This is a genomic window from Candidatus Brocadia sinica JPN1, from assembly GCF_000949635.1.
GTDB lineage: Bacteria > Planctomycetota > Brocadiia > Brocadiales > Brocadiaceae > Brocadia > Brocadia sinica.
In genome coordinates this window covers 142509-163248 of sequence record NZ_BAFN01000001.1, presented here as the reverse complement: position 1 = coordinate 163248, position 20740 = coordinate 142509, and the positions used below count along the sequence as shown (strand labels likewise).

General features: G+C 44.3%; 18 protein-coding genes, 1 pseudogene and 1 riboswitch. Of the genes and pseudogenes, 15 read left to right on the top strand and 4 right to left on the bottom strand.

The window, feature by feature from the left end:
• Positions 1 to 23 precede the first annotated feature (23 nt).
• Positions 24 to 1634: a multiheme c-type cytochrome gene (locus BROSI_RS00665; protein ID WP_052561403.1), complete on the top strand. Its 1611-nt coding sequence runs from the start codon at positions 24 to 26 to the stop codon at positions 1632 to 1634.
• Between the two features lie 152 nt (positions 1635 to 1786).
• Here the strand turns inward: BROSI_RS00665 and hemC are convergent, their stop codons facing one another.
• Positions 1787 to 2743: a hydroxymethylbilane synthase gene (gene hemC / locus BROSI_RS00660; RefSeq protein WP_052561401.1), complete on the bottom strand. Its 957-nt coding sequence runs from the start codon at positions 2741 to 2743 to the stop codon at positions 1787 to 1789.
• Positions 2744 to 2972: 229 nt separating this feature from the next.
• Positions 2973 to 3070: riboswitch (cyclic di-GMP riboswitch) on the top strand.
• Between the two features lie 61 nt (positions 3071 to 3131).
• Between hemC and BROSI_RS00655 the strand changes: the two genes are divergently transcribed.
• Positions 3132 to 3701 (top strand): hypothetical protein, encoded by a 570-nt coding sequence (locus BROSI_RS00655; RefSeq protein WP_052561399.1) that lies wholly within the window; start codon positions 3132 to 3134, stop codon positions 3699 to 3701.
• Positions 3702 to 3934: 233 nt separating this feature from the next.
• The gene (locus BROSI_RS00650) at positions 3935 to 4483 is read left to right on the top strand and encodes a hypothetical protein (protein ID WP_052561397.1); all 549 of its coding nucleotides are present in this window, start codon (positions 3935 to 3937) and stop codon (positions 4481 to 4483) included.
• Positions 4484 to 4611: 128 nt separating this feature from the next.
• On the opposite strand, the gene BROSI_RS19560 is transcribed toward BROSI_RS00650, so the two are convergent.
• Positions 4612 to 4758 carry a hypothetical protein gene (locus BROSI_RS19560; RefSeq protein ID WP_157842290.1) on the bottom strand — a complete coding sequence of 49 codons (147 nt, stop codon included), beginning with the start codon at positions 4756 to 4758 and terminating at the stop codon, positions 4612 to 4614.
• A 175-nt stretch (positions 4759 to 4933) separates the two neighbouring features.
• Here BROSI_RS19560 and BROSI_RS00640 point away from each other — a divergent pair, with 175 nt between their 5' ends.
• From BROSI_RS00640 to BROSI_RS00615, 6 genes are all read left to right on the top strand, one after another.
• On the top strand, positions 4934 to 5944 hold the full coding sequence (locus BROSI_RS00640) for a transglutaminase-like domain-containing protein (RefSeq protein ID WP_082058936.1): 1011 nt from the start codon (positions 4934 to 4936) through the stop codon (positions 5942 to 5944).
• Between the two features lie 51 nt (positions 5945 to 5995).
• Complete coding sequence (locus tag BROSI_RS00635; RefSeq protein ID WP_052561393.1) at positions 5996 to 6481, top strand: hypothetical protein; 486 nt, start codon at positions 5996 to 5998, stop codon at positions 6479 to 6481.
• Positions 6471 to 6830, top strand: a complete 360-nt coding sequence (locus BROSI_RS00630) for a protein-tyrosine phosphatase family protein (RefSeq protein ID WP_052561391.1) — start codon at positions 6471 to 6473, stop codon at positions 6828 to 6830. The genes BROSI_RS00635 and BROSI_RS00630 overlap by 11 nt, the downstream gene beginning before the upstream one ends.
• A 393-nt stretch (positions 6831 to 7223) precedes the next feature.
• A complete protein-coding gene (locus BROSI_RS00625) occupies positions 7224 to 7742 on the top strand; it encodes an ester cyclase (protein WP_052561389.1) in 519 nt (172 codons plus the stop codon).
• A 16-nt stretch (positions 7743 to 7758) separates the two neighbouring features.
• Complete coding sequence (locus BROSI_RS00620; RefSeq protein WP_082058935.1) at positions 7759 to 10227, top strand: heavy metal translocating P-type ATPase; 2469 nt, start codon at positions 7759 to 7761, stop codon at positions 10225 to 10227.
• A gap of 242 nt (positions 10228 to 10469) precedes the next feature.
• Positions 10470 to 10664 (top strand): hypothetical protein, encoded by a 195-nt coding sequence (locus BROSI_RS00615; protein ID WP_052561387.1) that lies wholly within the window; start codon positions 10470 to 10472, stop codon positions 10662 to 10664.
• Between the two features lie 214 nt (positions 10665 to 10878).
• Here BROSI_RS00615 and BROSI_RS00610 read toward each other — a convergent pair.
• A pseudogene (locus tag BROSI_RS00610) lies at positions 10879 to 11802 on the bottom strand (IS1595-like element ISBsi1 family transposase); the annotation flags it as partial.
• 19 nt (positions 11803 to 11821) lie between these two features.
• Between BROSI_RS00610 and BROSI_RS00605 the strand changes: the two are divergent.
• The 6 genes from BROSI_RS00605 to BROSI_RS20925 all read left to right on the top strand — a co-directional run bounded on the left by BROSI_RS00605 (position 11822) and on the right by BROSI_RS20925 (position 17742).
• Positions 11822 to 12949: a hypothetical protein gene (locus tag BROSI_RS00605; RefSeq protein ID WP_052561384.1), complete on the top strand. Its 1128-nt coding sequence runs from the start codon at positions 11822 to 11824 to the stop codon at positions 12947 to 12949.
• Complete coding sequence (locus BROSI_RS00600; protein WP_157842289.1) at positions 12840 to 14159, top strand: multiheme c-type cytochrome; 1320 nt, start codon at positions 12840 to 12842, stop codon at positions 14157 to 14159. Before BROSI_RS00605 ends, BROSI_RS00600 begins: the two co-directional genes overlap by 110 nt.
• Positions 14160 to 14432: 273 nt before the next feature.
• Positions 14433 to 14921, top strand: coding sequence for a TlpA family protein disulfide reductase (locus BROSI_RS00595; RefSeq protein ID WP_052561380.1), 489 nt, complete (start codon positions 14433 to 14435; stop codon positions 14919 to 14921).
• A 2-nt stretch (positions 14922 to 14923) separates the two neighbouring features.
• On the top strand, positions 14924 to 15925 hold the full coding sequence (gene arsS / locus BROSI_RS00590; RefSeq protein ID WP_052561378.1) for an arsenosugar biosynthesis radical SAM (seleno)protein ArsS: 1002 nt from the start codon (positions 14924 to 14926) through the stop codon (positions 15923 to 15925).
• Positions 15926 to 16320: 395 nt separating this feature from the next.
• A complete protein-coding gene (locus tag BROSI_RS00585) occupies positions 16321 to 17472 on the top strand; it encodes a methyltransferase domain-containing protein (RefSeq protein ID WP_052561376.1) in 1152 nt (383 codons plus the stop codon).
• A 135-nt stretch (positions 17473 to 17607) separates the two neighbouring features.
• Positions 17608 to 17742, top strand: a complete 135-nt coding sequence (locus tag BROSI_RS20925) for a hypothetical protein (RefSeq protein ID WP_261338828.1) — start codon at positions 17608 to 17610, stop codon at positions 17740 to 17742.
• Positions 17743 to 17998: 256 nt separating this feature from the next.
• On the opposite strand, the gene BROSI_RS00580 is transcribed toward BROSI_RS20925, so the two are convergent.
• Positions 17999 to 20659, bottom strand: coding sequence for a cation-translocating P-type ATPase (locus BROSI_RS00580; RefSeq protein ID WP_052561374.1), 2661 nt, complete (start codon positions 20657 to 20659; stop codon positions 17999 to 18001).
• Between the last annotated feature and the right edge of the window lie 81 nt (positions 20660 to 20740).

Here is a 20740-nt window from a genome sequence, read left to right as displayed (position 1 = left end):
TAATACCTATGGAGGTGAATGAAATGAAAAAACTAGGAATAGGCTTGTGTTTATCTGCGATGCTGTTTACTTCTGCGGTGTGGGCAGCTGAACAACCACCCAAGAAGGAAACACCGCCAGATTTGTATGAGGGAACGCCTGATTGGTACAGGGCGGTTTATAAAGATAACGTTGGGCTTAGCGAGGGTTCAGGGCCGTTTAAAGACTATTTCAAGCCACAGATGCTTGATATGTACTGGCAACCCAACAGACACTATGAACCCATGAAAAATCTTGACCATTCGATCTTTATTGAAAAAGAAAGAAGGGATTTGTGTGTAACATGCCATGAGGAAGCGACCCCTGGCGTTGTAAGAGACTGGAGAAGTTCCGGGCATAAAAATCCCAAAAGCAGCGCTTATCTATCGAGCAAAACCGCTGAAATCGAGAAGCGCACGGGCAGGATTTTAGATGAGGTACACTGTTTCGATTGCCATGCCGATACAAAAAAGAAACAGATCAGGATGCCAACCGGAGAGGTATGCGGTGAATGTCACAGACCTCAGTTTGATGATTTCTTACGCGAGAGAGAGGTGGGCCGTCCCAATCACATCCAGTCGTGGGAGGCAAATACCATAGTGCCTTGGTATGCCGAGGCTGCACGAAGGGGCTACTTATACGGACAGCATGGGTGTGATTTATGCCATTCAGGCGCGGAAAAATGCGATGTGTGTCATACCAGACATAAGTTCAGCGCCGCAGAAGGAAGACAGCCAGAGGCCTGTATTACCTGTCATATGGGACCTGACCATCCGGATGCTGAATCGTATGGCGAATCGAAGCATGGTGTGATTTACCACAAGGAGGAAGAACATTTTGATTTCACAAGACCATTGTCTGAGGTAAGGCCAGGCAAGGACTATCGCACCCCAACATGCCAATTCTGCCACATGTACGAAAAGCATGGCCGGTTTATTCACAATCCGGTAATGAAGGGTATTTGGCGTATGGGTACGGTACCACCAAAGAACCTGGAATATACTTCTTCGTTGAAGGATTATCCTTATGGAATCAAGATTATTGCCGATAAGATTGATATCTACTCGGAAGAAAATATTGCCAAGAGGTCATATTGGCTAGAGGTTTGTGCGAAGTGCCACAGTGATCGGTTTGCCGACACCTATTTGAAATCACTGGATGAATTTATGTTCCAGGCGCACAAGCTGGCAGATCAGGCACAGAAGGTTGTTGAGGACTTGATTGCAGATGGATACCTCCATCCCAGTGCTGCAGACAGGGATCCTTACCCGTTAAGTGATGGGATTGAGAAGCAGCTTAGTCCGGCATTCCTTGGTGAGCCGATTTATAACGCCTTCAAGACCTTGAAGGGTAAGTTCCCCGTAGTGGGACCCATCCTGGGTGTTTATGGCATGTTCTTGCAACAGCAGGATAATCCATCAAATATTGAGAATATGTACAACAGATTATGGTTCTGGTATAAACTCCAAGGTTACAAAGGAACTGCCCACGTCCAACAGGATGTTTCCTGGTGGTGGGGTCAGGCTCCTATGATGATGGAGTTTACCAAGATTCAATCAGAAGCAGCCAGGTTGCGCAGGGAAGGACGTATAGAGAAAGTTTCTCTGACAAAATAGTGGATTTCAGCTTGTATAAAAGTTAAGCTGGATTGAAAACAAGAAAGCCCATGATGTTATTCATCATGGGCTTTTTGTTTTATAGCATCGCAAGAATAAGCTTATCGGGTGATGATTCGTTTACTTTGGTTGAAAAGATTAATACAATAATTTTAAATATGGTCAATGCGTCCTTGAAATTCCTGGCGAATCTCATGGAGAATTCTCTTGCCACCGTTTTCCAGCATCCTCAGGGCAAGTTCATCTCCTATTTTTGCTGCTTGACTGGTGGGGCCACTGTGGCTATCCCGTATGGCATGGTCGCCGTCAACGGTGCAAATGATCGCTTCCAGAAACACTTCGTTACTTTGTGTCTGTGCATATGCTCCAATGGGCACCTGACAACCACCTTGAAGTCTTGCTAAGAGAGCTCGTTCTGCTTCTACTGCAATTCTGGTCTGTGTATCATCAATGCTGGAAACGATTTGATAAATCCGGGCATCATTGTTACGAATTTCGATACAGAGTGAACCTTGTCCCACAGCGGGTAACATAATATCAAACGGTATGATCTGGCTGATGGGGCCGGCATAACCGATCCTTCGTAATCCGGCATAGGCAACGACTATGGCATCCAGATCATCGGTTTCAAGTTTTTTAAGCCGTGTATCCAAATTGCCACGCAGGTCTAAAATTTTGAAATCGGGCCGAAAAGCAAGTAATTGTGCCTTTCTGCGAAGGCTGCTTGTGCCAATACGCGCATTATCGGGCAGCTTTTCTAAATTGGCATTGTTGTTACTAATAAGGGCATCATGGGGGTCCTCGCGCTTGGGTGTGGCGCCGATCATTAACCCCTCGTGCAGCTCTGTTGGCACATCTTTGGCGCTGTGAACGGCAATGTCTATCTTTCCTTTCATTAAAGCCGTTTCCAGTTCCTTGGTAAATAAACCAATTCCCCCTAAACGGGACAAGGGGGCATCGGTAATCTTGTCACCCTTTGTCGAAATTTTTTCGATCTGAAATTCAAATCCAGGATTTAACCTTTTAAGCTCTGATATAACCCAATTTGTTTGGATGAGCGCAAGTTTACTGCCCCTGGAACCCACGATAACCAGTTTTTCCTTTGCCAATGTAAATTCTCTCCATTTTTTATGAATTATTAAAGTAATTACAAATCTCTTAACTAGAAAATGCGTTTTTTGATAATATCATAATATGCTAGAGGTGTCAAACTACTTTGCCTGTTTGAGTTTTGCCAGCTTCATGACTGGTAAATATTTTATTTTTTCTTGAAATAAAAGGCATAAAAATACTATAGATAATAGATAATAGATAGTAAAATTTTGATGATGAAAAACATTACGACAAAGGCAAACCCTGGGCGATCAGGGGACGCAAAGTAAAGGGTCTTGTCGAGCCGTTTAAACGGCTTTATGAAAGATAGCCTTACTGCCGAAGATGTTTGAATGAATATCTTTGCAGTAAGGCTTTTTTGTTTTCATGAAAGGAGAACTAACAATGTACTTATTCAGAATACTGAAGAAAGGCTTGACCCCCGCAGCGGCCGTATTGATGATGTATCTTGGAATCGCATTAATTTCTTTGGAAACAACCACTTCATATACTGCATCTGCAGATCATCCTGAGCAAATGGTAAGACTCAAAGAAAAAGAAAATTCGATGGTAACCCTCGATGATGTGGCGAAATTTGCCGAGGAATACATTCAGAAAAATTCCAGGGATGGCATCTTCAGACACTATGATAAAAAAACGAAAAAAGATCTGGAGTTAAAGTTTGACAAGGTGCATCGTGAACGGCTCTCGCAGATAAAGAAGGATGAATATTTTATCTGTGCCGATTTCAAGGGGAGGGACGGTCATACATACGACCTTGACTTTTTTGTGCAGGGGAAAAGCAAGAGTTATTTAAATATTGATAAAAAGGGCATTGCCATCCACAAGGTAAATGGCAAAGAGAATTACTCATGGAACTACAATGAAAAGAAAGGTATCTGGGAGAAGAAGACCGTCAAAACCGAAAAGAAACGACCGGAGCATCCTGAACATCCGAAGCCTGACTACCCTTAATAATAGTCAGTATCACCAGTAGAGCTGTTGATGCTGACTGAAAACATGCTGAATCAGTATCTTTGTGGCTTTTCCCAGAGCAATATTTTCAGGAAAGGGGGTGGTTCAATGGAGAAATTGATGTCACTTTTGTATCTTTCATGCCAGTGACTTTATATGGCAATTGGCAGTTTTACCTTTTCAAGCTACTGCTGCTACGGATTCGTTTACCTTTTGATAAAGGAGACCCAATTATGAATTTATTCCTAATTCCGAGAAAAAGTTTGGCAACAGTTACAGTCTTGTTGTTTATGTTAGGATTGAGCGCTTCATCTGCTTTTTCCGAAAGAGAGCATCCGGGACAAGTGATACCGTACAAAGAGGAGGAAAAACCGCGTATAACCAAGGAGGATGTGGCAAAATTTGCTGAAGAATACATTCGGAAAAATTCCACAGAGGGTGTTTTCAAGTATCTTGATAAGAACACAGAAAAATATTTAGGGTTGATGCTTGACAAGGTGCATAAGGACAAGCTCTCTCCAACAAAGACGGATGAATATTTTGTCTGTGCAGACTTTAAAGGGAAAGACGGTAATACGTACGACCTGGACTTCTTTGTGCAGGGGACCAATAAGGATAATTTGAGGGTTGATAAAGCGAGCATTGCCGTTCATAAGATGAATGGCAAAGAGAATTATACCTGGAACTATAATAAGAAGAAAGACCTCTGGGAGAAGAAGGCTATCCTAATTGAAAAGGAATATCCCGAACCTACGAAGAGGGAGCATCCCGGATATCCTTAATAAATGGGAGTTAAACTGGGTTGTGTAGTCATAGCCAATATGACAAATAACCTGTGGGAGAACACCCCCTTCGTCGTTCTACTGAGTTCACGACGAAGTCCCCTCCTTCGCCCTCATCTTTCATGATGTCATAAAGCTTTAAAGCCAATGGCAGTTACTGTTCGAATATTGACACGAAAATACCCCTCACCCAGACCTTCCACCACAAGGGGCGATGGAACTTTCCCTCCCTTGATAGGTAATGTCATTGAATTATGGGTAGAGATTTTTACCATAATGAGATAAAGCCCAAAGGGCTGACATACTATAGCCTGGGCGGTAAAGACTATGCAAAAATCTATATGTAGAGCGAAGAGTCTCTTCGCTCTACAGGTTTTATACAGAAATAACTTTTTGTACAGGTTCGGTAGTCTTGGGTATATACTATTTGAATTTTTAAGGAAACAACATATGAAGCCCAGAATTGCCTGCGCCGTTGCTTGCCTTATAATTTTTTGCATATTTTTCCTGGAGGTGTCTGAGGCCACGAATGCTCCTAAGATACGAATATTAGAATTCACCTACATTGCAAGGGTCGATGACATCCCTGAGGGTACCAAACAAATATCAATATGGTTGCCATATCCAAAGAACGATGCGAATCAAAAAATTACTCCCTTGCGTATTTCTGCACCCTGTCCCGCGAGTATCAATAAAGACGGTAAGTATGGAAATTATATCCTTTACCTCACTGTCGCAAATCCCGCATGCCGCTCAATAAAGGTCGAGATGAAATTCAGGGTGAAACGCCGTGAATACATTCGACGAGATTTTGATCAGATGCACATTCGGATCCGAAATGATTTCGATCCGATGATGCAACGGTGGCTTCAACCGGATCGACTCGTGCCTATCGATGACCGCATCAAAATACTTGCGGAGGATGTCACTCGGGGCAAAACTAGTAATCTAGAGAAGGCACGCGCTATCAATGATTACACCATTGCCAGCCTGACTTACGATAAGAGTGGTACTGGCTGGGGGCGGGGTGATATTTGCTATGCGTGCGATGTCAGACGCGGGAATTGCACCGATTTTCACGCTGTATTTATCGGATTTTGCAGGGCAGTTGGTATTCCAGCAAAATTCGCAATCGGGTTTCCTCTCCCGGCAGAGCGTGGTCAGGGGGAAATCGCCGGTTATCATTGCTGGGCTGAATTTTATCTGAAAGGATACGGATGGGTGCCTGTAGATGTTTCAGAAGCTTATAAGGATCCGGCAAGAAGAGAATATTTCTTTGGTGCGCATGACGAAAATCGAGTGCAGTTTACCATTGGGCGTGACATTGTCCTAAACCCACCGCAAAATGGCAAACCGCTGAACTATTTCATCTATCCATACGTGGAAGTTGATGGAAAACCTTTTTCCAGCGTACAGTACAAATTCCTCTTTAAGGATTTGGCAATTAAAAATGCCAATTGAAAAACGCCCTAATTTAACTTAGCTTAACTGTTTGCAAGGTTAGGAGGTTAGATGAAATACCTAAAAACTCAGATAATTCTTGCAGTCTTGATCTTTTCTGGCTGTCAAACAATGCAAAAGTCAAGTTCTAATCGCAATATTTTTAGAGCCGGTGAGGATTCTCTCAAATTTAACATTGCCCTGAGCGATGACGAGCGGCGTGGAGAATCGCCGCGTCAGCGACCTATGGATGTCAAAAAAGAAATTTCAGGACTACTCAACACGCTTCGCACGGATGGCGCGGGCATTAAACACGAGACTGAACTTAACATCGAGAGTTACTTTACCGTGTCAGATGCGTTTGAAGCAGACGGCCTACTGGTCCAGTCCGTCGATTGCCTGAATGAGCTCAGATGCAAACTCATGGAACTCATTGATGCCCGGGCAAGACAGAAGAATCCGTACAGCTTGATTGAAACAGAGGACGACATCCTCCGCTGCCGTGATTTCCACAATATCCATGTGATAGACGAGAAATACCTGGCGGGTGCCCAATGAACATGAAAAAAATTTGGTGGAGAGTCTGGGATTGGAATACGTCCATATTCCATGGGCAGACGAACGGGCACCTACCATGACACAAATACGGATGATGCTGGATACCGTAAAAAATTCGCAGGGCCGTGTTTTTCAGCATTGCTTGAGGGGTATAGGGAGGGACATGACGATGGCAGTCTGTTACAAAATTGCTACCCATGGTGTATCTGCCTCGAAATTTATTGCAGAAGTGAGCAAAGAGGCACCGCGTTGGGAGTCAGACCAAAAACATGATGTGAATACGAACGAACCCGTACAGTTCAAACTCCTCCGGGAATTCGAAAGAGAATGGAAGGGAGAGAAAAAGTAAAAGCAGATGAAGCAGAAGCCAGCATGAATGTTTACCCTATAAAAATTTCTTTTTTAAACAAGTTTTTTACCTCCCCTTTATCGTTCGGCTGAGCTCACGACGAAGTCCCCTCCTTGCGAGGGAGGAACAAGGAAAAATTATTATCTTTTACCTCCCTTTTCATCACCTCCTTGCGAAGGAGAGGATAAAGGGGTGGTTAATTTGTTTGCGGTATAGCCCGCTCTAGGTATTCTTGAAAAGCCTGAGAGAATAGAAGCAATGATCAAAATTCTCACAATTCTAGCCGCTATTACTGCATCAACCTTGGTATTTACCGGTTGCAATTCAAAAAGCAAGGAGAAGCAAAGGACGAACGCATAAAAAGAGGCAGGCCTTACGTCCGCCCAGCAAGTGATGGTCGAGATGTGGGAAAGGCACACGGCCTCCGAGTTTGAGGCAAAGAACGTCGATGCCGCACTTGCAACCATGACAGACGAACCTTACATTAATAACATCCCGGTGATGGCCGGTGGGGTGGGGCGTGAAGGGGTCCGCCAATTCTACGGCAACTACTTTATCCCGACGTTGCCTGCCGATAATGAGATCATCCTTGTCTCGCGCACCGTTGGGCATGACCGGATCGTGGATGAACTCGTTCACAAATTTACCCACTCGGTTGAGATGGCGTGGATCCTGCCCGGCATACTGCCAACCGGCAAACACGTCGAACTGGCCGTGGTGGCTATTGTCGAATTCAAAGATGGTAAGATCGCCAGCGAACACATTTACTGGGATCAGGCCTCCCTGCTCGTTCAACTGGATCTCATCAAGGGCGACAACCTGCCCGTCTCAGGCGTTGAGACTGCCCGCAAGCTCCTTGACCCCAGCTTGCCCTCAAACGAGTTGATTCAGCGCATTGGCGGTAGTAAGTGAGTGTTATATAATTAAAATGTTAGTCGAGACTGAAATAGAAAAACAGAATAAGAAATTACAGGTCAAGGTAGGTGGTATCTCTTGCTCATTCTGTGCAGAGAGCATCAGAAAGGCTTACCGTCGGATAGATGCTGTGAAGGATGTCAATGTCAGTCTTGCTCACGAAGAGGTACTAATTCAGTATGATCCTGAAAAGATAACAGAAACAGAATTGAAAAATACTGTGCGTCAATTAGGCTATACTGTCCGTGACCCAAAGAAAGCACGGACGTATGAGGAAGAAGAGGCGGAACTACAACGGGAAAAGTGGCGGTTGATTATTGCTGCCGGATTTACAGGTACCGCAGCCCTGCTGATGAACAGCATGTGGGTAGGCTACTATCAGTCATGGTTCAAATGGTTAATGATGAGATTGGCGTTTGCAACAATTTTTGGTCCTGGCTGGTATATCTTCACTATGGCAGTTCATTCCTTGCGCAGGAGGATACTTAACCAGCATGTGCTTCTGGAATCTGGCGCATTTGCTGGTCTCTTTGGTGGGTTTGCTGGATTCTTTCTGAAAAATTTCCCAATCACTGACTTCTTTCAGGTCGCTGTTTCGCTCACGACTTACCATATCCTTTCAGGTTACCTTTCGTTAAGGGTTCGCACCCGTGTCTCCCAGGCCGTGCGCAAACTGCTTGCGCTTCAGCCTCCTATAGCGAGAGTAATTCGCAATGGCAGGGAAGAAGAGGTACCCATTGAAAATGTACAGGTGGGCGACCGCGTACGCGTGCGTCCGGGTGAGCAAATCCCGGTTGACGGGGAAGTGGTGGACGGTGTCTCTGTTGTAGATGAGAGTCTTGTAACCGGCGAGTCCATGCCGGTTGAAAAAAGCGTGGGTAATGAGGTGATCGGCGGTTCGCTGAATCAAGCAGGAACGTTGATTGTGAAGGTAATGCGCGTTGGTGAAGAGAGTTTTCTCCAGCAAGTAGCACGACACATTGAAGAGGCACGCGCTCTAAAGCCAGGGATCATTCAGCTCGTGGATAAGATCCTTAAGTATTACGTACCGGGTGTCCTAATATGTGCTATACTTGGAATTACAATCTGGACCTTAGGTGCCTGGTTGGTTACGGGAGAGGTGAATTTGACTCGTGGTATCTTTGCGGCACTGGCCGTGCTGGTTATGGGTTATCCATGTGCATTGGGGATGGCGACACCGCTGGCAATGATTTACGGCGGAGGTGTGGCTGCAAGGAAAGGTATCCTTATCCGTTCAAGTGAGGCCTTTCAGGCTTTAAAGGATACCAGGGTCGTTGTACTTGATAAAACCGGTACAATTACCGAAGGGAAACCGAAGGTAGTAGATGTTATACCGATTAGAACATTCGATGACCGGGAGGTATTACAAATTGCTGCATCTGCGGAAAAACCGTCAGAACACCCACTGGCCCGAGCAATTGTCAATCATGCCCAGACATTGGATATTACTTTAACCGATATTGGCCAGTTTCAGGCTGTACCTGGCAAAGGCGCACGGGCGATGATGAACGGCCGAGCAGTTTGCGTAGGTAGTTTACGGTATTTTGCAGAAGAAGATGTGGAAGTGGACAAAGGATACAATGAGGCCAAAGCGTTTGAGGAACAAGGAAAAACTGTCGTTGGGGTGTCCATTGATAAAGAATTTCTGGGTCTCATTACTGTTGCTGATACTTTAAAGGAGGATGCACTGGAAACGGTTCACCAGATGAAGGAGATCGGTTTAAGGCCGGTGATGATTACAGGGGACAATCAGCGTACGGCACAGGCAGTGGCACGGCAAGTTGGTATTGATGAAGTAATAGCAGAGGCAATGCCCGATGAGAAGGTAACACAGGTGCGGAAATTGCAAGCACAGGGGTATCGGGTAGCCATGGTGGGTGATGGCATTAACGATGCCCCCGCCCTTATGCAGGCAGACGTCGGTATAGCAATCGGTGCAGGAACGGATATTGCCATTGAATCAGCAGATGTAATTCTCATTGGTAACCGTCTGGGCGGTGTTTTAGATGCTTATCTCATTGGTCGCAACTCATATAAAAAGACACAACAAAATCTCATTCTGGCATTTATCTTCAATGGCATTGGTGTGCCGGCTGCCGCTACTGGATTCTTTCACCCTGGCTGGGCTATGATCGCAATGGTAGCCAGCGTGAGTACTGTGCTTCTGAATTCCTTTGGTAGTCGACTTTTGTCTGCAAAGAAAATGAAAGCCAAAGAAAGGCAGGTCGTAACTTTTGATATTCCTAATATGCACTGTGAAGGATGTCTGGATACGATTCGGACTGCGTTGGAAAAGAGGATAGGGGTTGCGGAGGTTAAAGCCGATTTGGAAAAGCATCTACTTGAAATAATTTCTTATAACAAGGATATTTCACCAGAAGGGATTAAAGAACTTCTTACAGAGGCGGGGTTTAAACCATCTGAATTAACGAAAAATTTGCCGGCCCCCATTAGTAATTGATGTTTAGAATTTCAGCACAAAGGGTGGCACGGACAAACTTGTTTGTCCGTGACTAATTTAGCATATAGTATCTTCAAAAACAATTATGACGTTTTTAATAAAAATATGAATAAAATTAAAAATCGTTGCCTAAGGTAACTTAAAATGATAAGGAATTTCAAACTTTCTGCTAATGCCTTACACACCCCCAACCCCTCTCGAGAGGGGAGTAGAAAAGTCCCCTCCTGGGAGGGGATTCAAGGGTGGGTTTTTTTTATTATAAAAAGTCGCCGAAGGCCTTATTTAAATGGATTGAAGGTATGCGGGAAGAAATAGAAAAATTATCAAGAGCAGTTAGTTTGACGGTTTTTGAGCTGGATTTGAACCGTGATGTCCTTATCCCGGCCTACTTCCTGGCTAATCTGATGTCTTCCACACTATGGAAGTGGAGGGCATAGCGCAGGGCATTTACATCGGATGGTGCACTTTTGAGTTGTAAGACTCTTTCGAAATTCTCTATTTTACCCAGGGGATTAAGGATAAACAGCTTAATAATGAAAGGTACTGAAGATATTTTCTATTTTGTGGGAATATATCTTATTTATTATTTGTCATTAGCATTCATTAGAAGGATATAATATTAGTAGGATATTCACTTGACTGATGTTGCTACTATATGTTGTATCTTTTCGGTTTTTGACCTCTCGTATGTTTAACTATTTTATCAAATGTTGTCGGTTCTATTTGTGTTGCATTTTGAAGAAGCCTGTAGAAAAGCTTGCCGCGATGCTTCGAGGTTCTCCGGTTGAATCTAAACGTATACTCATCAAGGTAATAATTCAACTGTTCGTGGCTTATGGCACCTTGATGGGTTCCCAAGAGCCACCGTTTTAGGAGAGATGCTATATGATGTACAAGTGGCAATGGATTTTCACCAACAGACGATCTCTGATTCGTAACATTATGCTTATACCCCAAACGAGTCAATTGATTATAACCATGCCATGCATCCGTGTGTATTGTGCTGCCAGGTTCAATGTTTTCTTGAATAAACGGACTAAGACTATCAGCAGAGGCGTCTGGCACTTGTTTGAGACGGATACGGCCAACACCAACCCCTTTATCTTCAACAGCAATAATTATCAACGCTTTCCCCTCTGCACCTCGTCCTCTTTTACCTGGTTTTTCGCCACCATAGTAGGTCTCATCGACTTCTACTTCTTCAGACAGTTTCTCGCGTCCAGGCCTAACCATAGCGCGACGCAATTTATGCAACCATGCCCATGCTGTACGATAACTGCCAAGTCCGAGCATTCTTTTCAAACCCAATGCACTGGCACCATTTTTCTGCCCTGTAATCCACCAGATAGCTCGAAACCACAAAGTCAAAGACTTGTGCGTATCCTGAAATATGGTACCCGCGATGACAGACACTCTGTAATCACAATTGGCGCAGTGAAACAATACTTCGCCAATTGGCCAGGCTTTTTTACTGCCGCAATGCGGACATATAAAGCCATTTGGCCATCTCACTTGAAAAAGATAATCACGGCAGTCTTGCTCTGTAGAAAACCGAGTTTCAAACTCTGTAAGGGTTTATGGAAAATTATTTTCTGTGGTAATTGCTGCCCTTTTGGCAGGAATTGCCGATGGATGTGGAGGCACAGAGGATTTGCGGAAAACCAGTGTTTCTTTCCGCGAAAATCCAGCAGTACAAAGCACAGGAGAAAAAGGATGTCTGTCGTGTCATGAAGGAATCGATGTTATTAACGACAGGATGCAACCATTTCTCCTGGGTTTTGTCAGAATAAAATACGGAAAAGGGAAGGGTTACGAATGTGCGATCTGTCACGAAGGAAATCCCGCATCCGGTAGAAAGGAAGAAGCCCATAACGATCTTATTCCAAACCCATCAAGTATGTGGGTACTTCACGAAGGGAAAGGCTGCGCAAAATGCCACGATAGTAAAGGAAGTGTAACTACTTTGATGGAAAAACCGCTCATTCAGCCTGTGGGTGGTCAGCTTATGTCCGGACAAACTATTTCATCTGAGCCTTCCGGCACCCTTGGGATAGATTATACGTACCGGATGTCGATGTCACTCCATTCCCTTATGACAGGGATTGCCAGTAAGACCCTCTCGTCGAACGGGGTCATACCGAAAGGTTCTTTCCCATACGGAAATTTTGATATGATAGACACCGATGGTCTGACTCCAAGGGTAGGCTCTGAAAAATATAAGGAATGGGTTGAAAAGGCTATTGGCGCGGGTTATCTGAGAAGGCTTGAAAAGGTTGAAGAGATACCGGATTTTAAACATGGTGTAGAGATATTTGGATCGGAAGAAAAGGCAGGTTTTTCAGATACTTACAGGAAACAGTGTGCACGGTGTCATGTATGGGGTGAGGGGAGGAATGAAAGGGGAGATTTACGGGCATCCGGGTGTGCCGCATGTCATGTGCTCTACGGGAATGACGGTAAATATGAAGGCGATGACCCAAATATCAAGGCAAATACTACGCGTCCCCATCCTTTAAGACATCGGATTACAAGCGCTATACCGGCAGCTCAGTGTACCCACTGTCACACAAGGGGAAGGAGAATAGGCACCACCTTTGTAGGGATGTTTGAGTATGACTATGTGGAAGATGGCCACGCGCCTCCGTATGACGAACACGCCAGGCCCCCAGGAATCCCTCTTTACGAAGGAATATCTGCATGTAAGACAGGACGTGCATTTTGAAAGGGGTATGCAGTGTGCGGATTGCCATACCTCAATAGATGTCCATGGAGACGGGAATATCTATCCTGCGACTGTTTATCAAACAGAGATTACCTGCTATGATTGCCATGGCACGCCGGAGAAATATCCATGGGAACTTCCCGTGGGATACGGGACACCCGTGACTCTGGATGGGGACAGGGGTGTTTATACGGGTGGAGCAAGGGAATATCTCCTTACCTCCAGGGGAAATGCGAAGGCCAACTGGGTCAGGGAAGACAACAAGGCCTATATCGTAAGCCTGTACACAGGCAAGAAGCATGAAACCCCTTTGCTGAAGGATATAAATTTGCATAATGCATTTAAGACCAAACAGGGAAAGGTTGCCATGTCAACCATTGACAGGCATATTGAAAAACTGGAGTGTTACGCCTGCCATGCCTCGTGGGCGCCTCAGTGTTATGGATGTCATATGCAATATGACAGGAGGGTAAAAGGTACTGATTGGATAACGACATCCAAGAAAGTAGACTCCACAACGGGCAGGCAAACGGTTACGAAAGAAGACGGCGACCTATCTCTTGAAAACAGGTCATTTATGAGATGGGAGAGTCCAATATTAGGAATTAATCTGAGAGGGAAGGTTTCCCCCCTCGCCCCGGGGTGTCAGGTCTTTTACACCTTTGTTGATGAGGAGGGAAATGTCAAGGCACTCAATAAGCATTATATTACCTCTACCGGGCATAATTCCCCTACATTAGCTCCCATGCACCCTCATTCAATCAGTCTGGTTGCCAGAACCTGCGAGGATTGTCATACTAACTCCAAGACCATCGGATATGGTACAAGTAATTCAAGGAGCGCTGAAAAGCTCCTGGGTGATAGCCCCATGTTTCAGGATTTATCAAAGGGGGTGTATGGGGATATCCCCGATGCAAAGACGGGGAGGTGGGAAACCCCAAGAATTGAAGATTTCCCGCATGCGCTGGACCAACTGGTCGTAAGAAGTGGAAAACAAATCCAAAATATGCCATTCCCGGAAGACAGATCATTGAATCAGGAGGAGAGGAACCTTGTCGAAAGAGAAGGTCTATGTATCGGATGTCATCAGTATTATGGAACACCCGAATGGGATAAAATAATCGAAAAATATGGGAGGGCAGAAACAGCCGAACAGCATGAGAAGATGGTTTCTGAGGCAATAAAGAGTCTTAGGGAAAAATGTAAATAAAGCATGAGTACAACTACATTTTAGTATAGATTGGGGGATATTGCGAAGGATAAAGTTTTTGCGAAAGAAACGAACTTTTCGTGATTGATACCTTGGTTGTATAGAATTTTCATTTTATTTATGTGGTTTTTGATGCGGTGCCGGTAGGACAAGCGTCTCGCTTGTCCTGTATCCGTTTGTTTCTTTTAATTTGGTCAACCGAGACGGTTGACCAACCAATTTCTTCTAACTTTAAATTATATCCACGGATTTTTTTACAGAAAGGAACGAATCATGAATAAAAAAGTATTTAAATGCAAATGCTTTACATTTTTATTTGCTGTAATTTTAATTGCGGCTTCAACAATTTCTTATGCAGAAGGTACACTGAAAAAGTTAAATCTTGCGGAATTAAATAGCTTGCTTGAGAGCAACAAAGGCAAGGTGGTGGTACTTAACCTGTGGGCAACATGGTGTCCACCGTGCAGGAAAGAGATGCCAGGTTTTATCAACCTTTACAAAAAATATAAGGGCAAGGGGATTGAGATCATTGGTGTTGCTTTCGATGAAAACGGACAAGAAGTAGTTCCACCCTTTATAAAATCATTGGGTGTCAATTATCCAATTTACCTTGATGGAGGAGATATCGGTCCTGCGTATGACCTGCAGGCTTATCCAACCACAATTATTTATGGGAAAGACGGCAAGGTGGTTAACAAACATCTTGGTTATTTGTCGGAAGAAGATTTGGATGCAGAACTGAGCAAACTGTTGAAAAAATAACAATGTGCGGGTTTAATACGTTGCAAGATTCAAAGATAAATTTTGAAGATAAATTAAGGCAATACGGCTTCCATCTAAGGCGTACAAAGCTTAAAACGCTTCAGATAAACGTTGGAAAGTTATGCAACCAGGCGTGTACGCATTGTCATGTGGATGCGGGTCCGGAGAGAAATGAAATAATGTCGGCTGAAACGGCGGATCGGGTATTAAACCTCCTTGCCAATTCACCATCAATTGAGTCAGTAGATTTCACCGGCGGTGCCCCTGAGCTTAATCCTGCATTCCGTTCTATGGTTACCCGGTCTCGTTCTCTGGGGCGCCGTGTTATGGATCGGTGCAATCTCACCGTCTTATTTGTCAATGGTCAGGAAGATTTGGCAGAATTTTTCAGGGCTAATAGCGTCGAAGTGATTGCATCGTTACCCTGTTATTCCAGGGAAAACGTGGATAAACAGCGTGGCAGAGGTGTATTTGACAAGAGTATCGATGCACTACGGAAGCTGAACTCTTTAGGGTATGGGCTGAAAGGGAGCGGACTGAGATTAGACTTAGCATATAATCCTGGCGGAGCTTTCCTTCCACCGTCTCAGGAGGAATTAGAAAAGCAGTATAAAAAGGAACTGCGGGTGAAGTTTGGAATTGTATTCAATCGTTTGTATGCAATGACAAACATGCCAATTAAAAGATGGAAGGAATATCTCGAGCATACAGGGCAGATGGAACGTTACAGAGCACTTCTTATCAACGCATTCAATCCGCAGACAGTAGACGGTCTGATGTGCAGGACGCTCATTTCTGTCGGTTGGGATGGCCAGCTTTATGACTGCGATTTTAATCAGATGCTCGAAATTCCTGTCGCAGGTCGTTGCAGGACAATATCCCATATTGAGTCTTTCGATAAATTTAATCATGGTTTAATTGTTACTGGTGCTCACTGCTTCGGTTGCACTGCAGGAGCTGGAAGCAGTTGCGGAGGTTCGTTGATTCATAACATAGAGACGTAAATTTACAATATTCTATGGTATACGCACCCTATAGGTTGTGCCATTCCTCGATAAATTCGAGGATAATTTAGGTTCAGCAACTAAACATTCCCCTCCCTTTGATGGGAGGGGCCAGGGGAGGGTGATCACTCTTCTTCTCACCCCCACCTAACCTCCCCCATCAAGGGGGAGGAACTCTTGATTTGAAATTTCTTAAACATTAAATTAGGACTTCGGTAATTTATTTGTCACAGAAGATATCATTATGAAAATGGTGGATTCGGCCTATCAGCCTCAATCCACCCTACACGTCACATATAATTTTGAATAGGGTGGATTAAGCCTGTCCCGAGTTTGCGAAGGGCGTAGCAAATCTACCAATTGAAACTCTATAATTATGAAAGAGGTACGAAGTTATGATGATAGAACAAGCCGTATTGAATCGTTATAGTACTGCTGCTGCAAAAAGGGAAGAATCACTTTGCTGCCCTGTTACGTATGATCAAAAATATTTAAAAATAATTCCTCAGGAAGTATTAGATCGTGATTACGGCTGTGGTGATCCTTCACAATATTTACGCGAGGGTGAAACAGTCCTGGATTTGGGCTCAGGGGGCGGAAAAATCTGTTTTATTGCAAGCCAGGTGGTTGGTTCATCCGGACGGGTAATTGGGGTCGACATGAACGATGAAATGCTTGCGCTTGCCCGCAAGGCAAATAGTGAGGTCTCTAAACGCCTGGGATACGCCAACGTCGAGTTTCGCAAAGGAAAGATACAGGATTTGCGTGTTGATAGAGGTACACTTGATGATTGGTTAAAGAGGAATCCTATAAAAAGTGAATCTGACCTCACTGCGTTTGAGTCATATGTAAAACAAATGAGTGAGACATCTCCTATGATCCCGGATGGGTCAATTGACGTTGTGATCAGTAATTGTGTCTTAAATCTGGTGAACCACAAAGACAAACCGATACTTTTTCAAGAGATTTATCGGGCGCTTAAGCGGGGCGGACGTGCCGCAATCAGTGACATTGTATCAGACGAATCAGTTCCATTGGAGCTTCAGCAGGATCCAGACCTGTGGAGTGGATGTATCTCAGGTGCGCTTCAGGAGTACGAATTTCTTAGGGTATTTGAGGATGCAGGATTTTATGGAATTACCATTGCCAAACGTGATGAAAAGCCGTGGCGAACGGTCCAGGGCATTGAGTTCAGAAGCATTACCGTACTGGCATACAAGGGGAAAGAAGGACCATGCTGGGACCATAAAGAGGCAGTTGTGTATAAAGGGCCGTTTCAGGAGATTACCGACGATGACGGCCATCAGTATCGCCGCGGGGTGCGTGTATCTGTCTGCCGAAAGACATTCAATATCCTGGGATGCGAGCCATACGCAAATCACTTTGAATTCATAAGACCTGTGAAGGAAGTCCCTGAAGAACAGGCCCAACCCTTCCCGTGTACAAAGGAAATGCTGGTCAGATCCCCACGTGAAACAAAAAACGAGGAATACAGTATGACAAATGAAGACAATTCTCCGGGTTGTAAACCAGGGACTTGCTGTTGAAGTAGAATGAAGGATAATTAGATATTCAGAAATTCAAAGCAGGAAGGGTTTGCAAAATTGCTTTTACGTAGGTTTTTCCCCGTGAATAATGAGTCTCTGAAAGTCCGGTTAATTTATAAAGAAAGGGAGGTGTATATGACGTTGTTTCGTCGTGCCGTAGCCGTGTTTATTGGTACTGCCTGGTTGGTTTTTGGCGGATGTGATCGTGCAGTTCTGACCGGCATTCTCTATCGATGGTTGTTTAGAGAAACTGAAACACGTCCGGCATGACTCTTTGCAGAGAGCCATGCTCAACTGTCAAATCTTATCAAATAATGCCTATGTTTTGACCCAGGAGGTTACTGATGACGATGGTCACCGCTATTATTGTGGGAAGTGTGGTTCTATCTGCCGAAAGGCATTCAATGTTTTGGGATGTGAGCCATATGTAAATTACTCTGAATTTAAATGAATTGGAGTGCAATCGTCATTGTGAGGCATAACGAAGCAATCTTTGTTTAAGATTGCTTCGTTGCTTTTGCTCCTTTTATATTTTCAAAAACCAACGGCTCCTGATCCATTTGTCAATCTCAACAGCAATTACTATTATCACTGTTATTGCTCCCACATTCACCCATTCCCTTGTTGTAAGCGGCTCTGTTCTGAAAACCCATTGAAATGTTGGTACGTACAGCACTGCAAGCTGGGCAAAAAAGGCAGCTATCATGCTGTAAAATAGAAACGGGTTGCTTAACGGATTAATCCTGAAAACAGACCGGCGTTCGGAACGGGAATTCCACGCCTGAAAGAACTGGAAGAAGACCATCGTTGTCATGGCAACAGATCTTGCCTTTTCAATGGAGACACCTTCATTTAAAGCTGAGATAAAGTTATAAACAACTCCACCGCTAATTATAAGGGCAACAAGAAAGGTTCTTTCGATCAGAAGACGGGACAATATTCCCTCACCGGGCTCTCTCGGCGGCCTGTTTATTATCCCTTTTTCTCCCGGTTCAAAGGCAAGGGCAACATCCTGCAAACCGTTCGTGACGATATTTATCCAGAGAAGCTGGGTAGGCACGTATGGCATTGGTATACCAAGGATAAGCGTAGCAATAATGGAAATTATGGTGGCTATACCGGTTGGTATAAGAAAGAAGACGACCTTGCGGATATTGTCAAAGAGTATCCGACCCTCTTTGACAGCATTAAATATACTTGCAAAATTATCGTCTACAAGAACCATGTCAGATGCCTCCTTTGCCACATCGGTTCCTGCTCTTCCCATAGCGATACCGATATGCGCCTCCTTGAGGGCGGGAGCATCATTAACGCCATCACCTGTTACAGCGACAATCTCGCCGTGCTTCTTCAGTTGTTGTACTATCCTCAGTTTGTGGTGTGGGGAGACCCGGGCATACACAGAAACATCCTTCACCTTATGAAAGAGTTCTTCATCACTCATCGTTTCAAGTTCTTTACCTGTAATTACCTCAGGATTCTCACTACCCAATCCGAGTTTTTTTGCAATTGATACTGCGGTGACCGCATGGTCGCCCGTTATCATGATAGTTCTGATGCCAGCGCGCTTACAACCATTTACTGCCTCTATTGACTCCGGCCTTGGCGGATCTATCATTCCCTGTAAACCTGCAAAGATCAGTCCTGATCCCACGTCATGGTGGGTAAATTCCTCCATGTTGTGAGGTGCTTCCTTGTGAGCAAAGGCAAGTACCCGCATACCTTCTTTAGCAAAATTATTGGCGATAAGTAAAATCTCTTTTTTCTTAGAACTGCCAGCAACAGGTTCAACACACATATCCAGTACTTTCTCAGGTGCACCTTTCACAAATATAAGTTTTTTCCCTCCGTGCCTGTGAAGGGTTGCCATGTAACCCCATTCAGACTCAAAGGGTATGATTGCAATCTGTGGATAGTGTTTTTTTTCCTCCTCCGGCACGAGACCGGACTTCATTGCAGAAACAATAAGGGCACCTTCCGTGGGGTCGCCGTTAACTTTATACCGACCATCTTCCTCGTAAATATTTGATTCATTGCAGAGAAGTCCTATCAGCAGCACCTGAAGATGTTTCTTCTTCTCTGCTTTAACAGACATTTGATCATGGAGTATCTCGCCCTTTGGTTCATATCCACTCCCGGCAACATCATAGATATGCTCTCCATCATAGATTAGTCTGACAGTCATCTCGTTTTTCGTAAGGGTTCCCGTCTTGTCTGAACATATAACAGTGGTGCTTCCGAGGGTTTCTGCAGCCGGAAGTTTTCTCACGATGGCGTTTTGTCTTGCCATCCTGGCCACACCCATAGCCATGGCTATGGTCACGACAATGGGAAGTCCCTCAGGTATGGCCGCGACAGCTGCTGCCACCGCCGTCATGAACATGTCGTGTATGCTTTCGCCAATTATTATTCCCATACTAAAAAGCACTACAGAGGCTGCCATAACAATGAATCCGATATATTTTGCAAAATTATCTATCTTTTTCTGAAGTGGCGCCTTTGTAACTCCTATCTCTTTAACTTCCTGGGCAATGCTACCAAGTACAGTCTTTGACCCTGTCTCTACAACAATACCTTTTGCCCTTCCACTCACCACTATGGTTCCCATAAAAGCCATATTCTTTTGATCACCGGGGGTCAAATTATCTTCACGTATTATTGCAATGGATTTTTCAGCAGGGATTGATTCACCGGTAAGCATAGCTTCTTCAATCTTTAATTCATACGTCTTGATCAACCTCAGGTCCGCCGGCACCTTGGTACCGGATGCAAGGAGGGCAACATCGCCTGGCACCAGTTGCTCGCTATGTATCTCTTTCTCTTTGCCGTTTCTTAAAACCCTTGCCCTTGGTATGAGCATCTTCTTGAGCGCCCTTACGCCCTGTTCTGCCCTGTATTCCTGGATATAGCCAATAATTGCGTTAAGGGTCACAACAGCCATAATTACACTGGTATCAATGTATTCTTTGAGAAGGGCAGTTACAACGGCGGCTACAAGAAGGATATAAATGAGCGGGCTTGTGAATTGATGGAGAAGGATTTTCAGCCTGCTAATCTTTTCTTCTTCGGCAAGTTTGTTTAGACCATAGTGCTGAAGCCGCTTGATGACTTCATTGTCAGACAATCCTTCTTCAGACGTCCCAAGTTTTTGTATGATTTCTTTTATATGAAGCTGATACCAATTCATATTTTTTTCATTATGACAAATTCAATAAAACAAATGTGAACTGCCATATCAAGATGATAATTAAAACATTTATTTATTATT

Excerpts from the sequence above, each read along its gene's own strand:
- BROSI_RS00665 (WP_052561403.1), top strand. The coding sequence starts at position 24 with ATGAAAAAACTAGGAATAGGCTTGTGTTTATCTGCGATGCTGTTTACT.
- BROSI_RS00655 (WP_052561399.1), top strand. The coding sequence starts at position 3,132 with ATGTACTTATTCAGAATACTGAAGAAAGGCTTGACCCCCGCAGCGGCC.
- BROSI_RS00650 (WP_052561397.1), top strand. The coding sequence starts at position 3,935 with ATGAATTTATTCCTAATTCCGAGAAAAAGTTTGGCAACAGTTACAGTC.
- BROSI_RS19560 (WP_157842290.1), bottom strand. The coding sequence starts at position 4,758 with ATGGTAAAAATCTCTACCCATAATTCAATGACATTACCTATCAAGGGA.
- BROSI_RS00640 (WP_082058936.1), top strand. The coding sequence starts at position 4,934 with ATGAAGCCCAGAATTGCCTGCGCCGTTGCTTGCCTTATAATTTTTTGC.
- BROSI_RS00635 (WP_052561393.1), top strand. The coding sequence starts at position 5,996 with ATGAAATACCTAAAAACTCAGATAATTCTTGCAGTCTTGATCTTTTCT.
- BROSI_RS00625 (WP_052561389.1), top strand. The coding sequence starts at position 7,224 with ATGGTCGAGATGTGGGAAAGGCACACGGCCTCCGAGTTTGAGGCAAAG.
- BROSI_RS00620 (WP_082058935.1), top strand. The coding sequence starts at position 7,759 with ATGTTAGTCGAGACTGAAATAGAAAAACAGAATAAGAAATTACAGGTC.
- BROSI_RS00600 (WP_157842289.1), top strand. The coding sequence starts at position 12,840 with ATGACTATGTGGAAGATGGCCACGCGCCTCCGTATGACGAACACGCCA.
- BROSI_RS00595 (WP_052561380.1), top strand. The coding sequence starts at position 14,433 with ATGAATAAAAAAGTATTTAAATGCAAATGCTTTACATTTTTATTTGCT.
- arsS (WP_052561378.1), top strand. The coding sequence starts at position 14,924 with ATGTGCGGGTTTAATACGTTGCAAGATTCAAAGATAAATTTTGAAGAT.
- BROSI_RS00585 (WP_052561376.1), top strand. The coding sequence starts at position 16,321 with ATGATGATAGAACAAGCCGTATTGAATCGTTATAGTACTGCTGCTGCA.
- BROSI_RS20925 (WP_261338828.1), top strand. The coding sequence starts at position 17,608 with ATGACGTTGTTTCGTCGTGCCGTAGCCGTGTTTATTGGTACTGCCTGG.
- BROSI_RS00580 (WP_052561374.1), bottom strand. The coding sequence starts at position 20,659 with ATGAATTGGTATCAGCTTCATATAAAAGAAATCATACAAAAACTTGGG.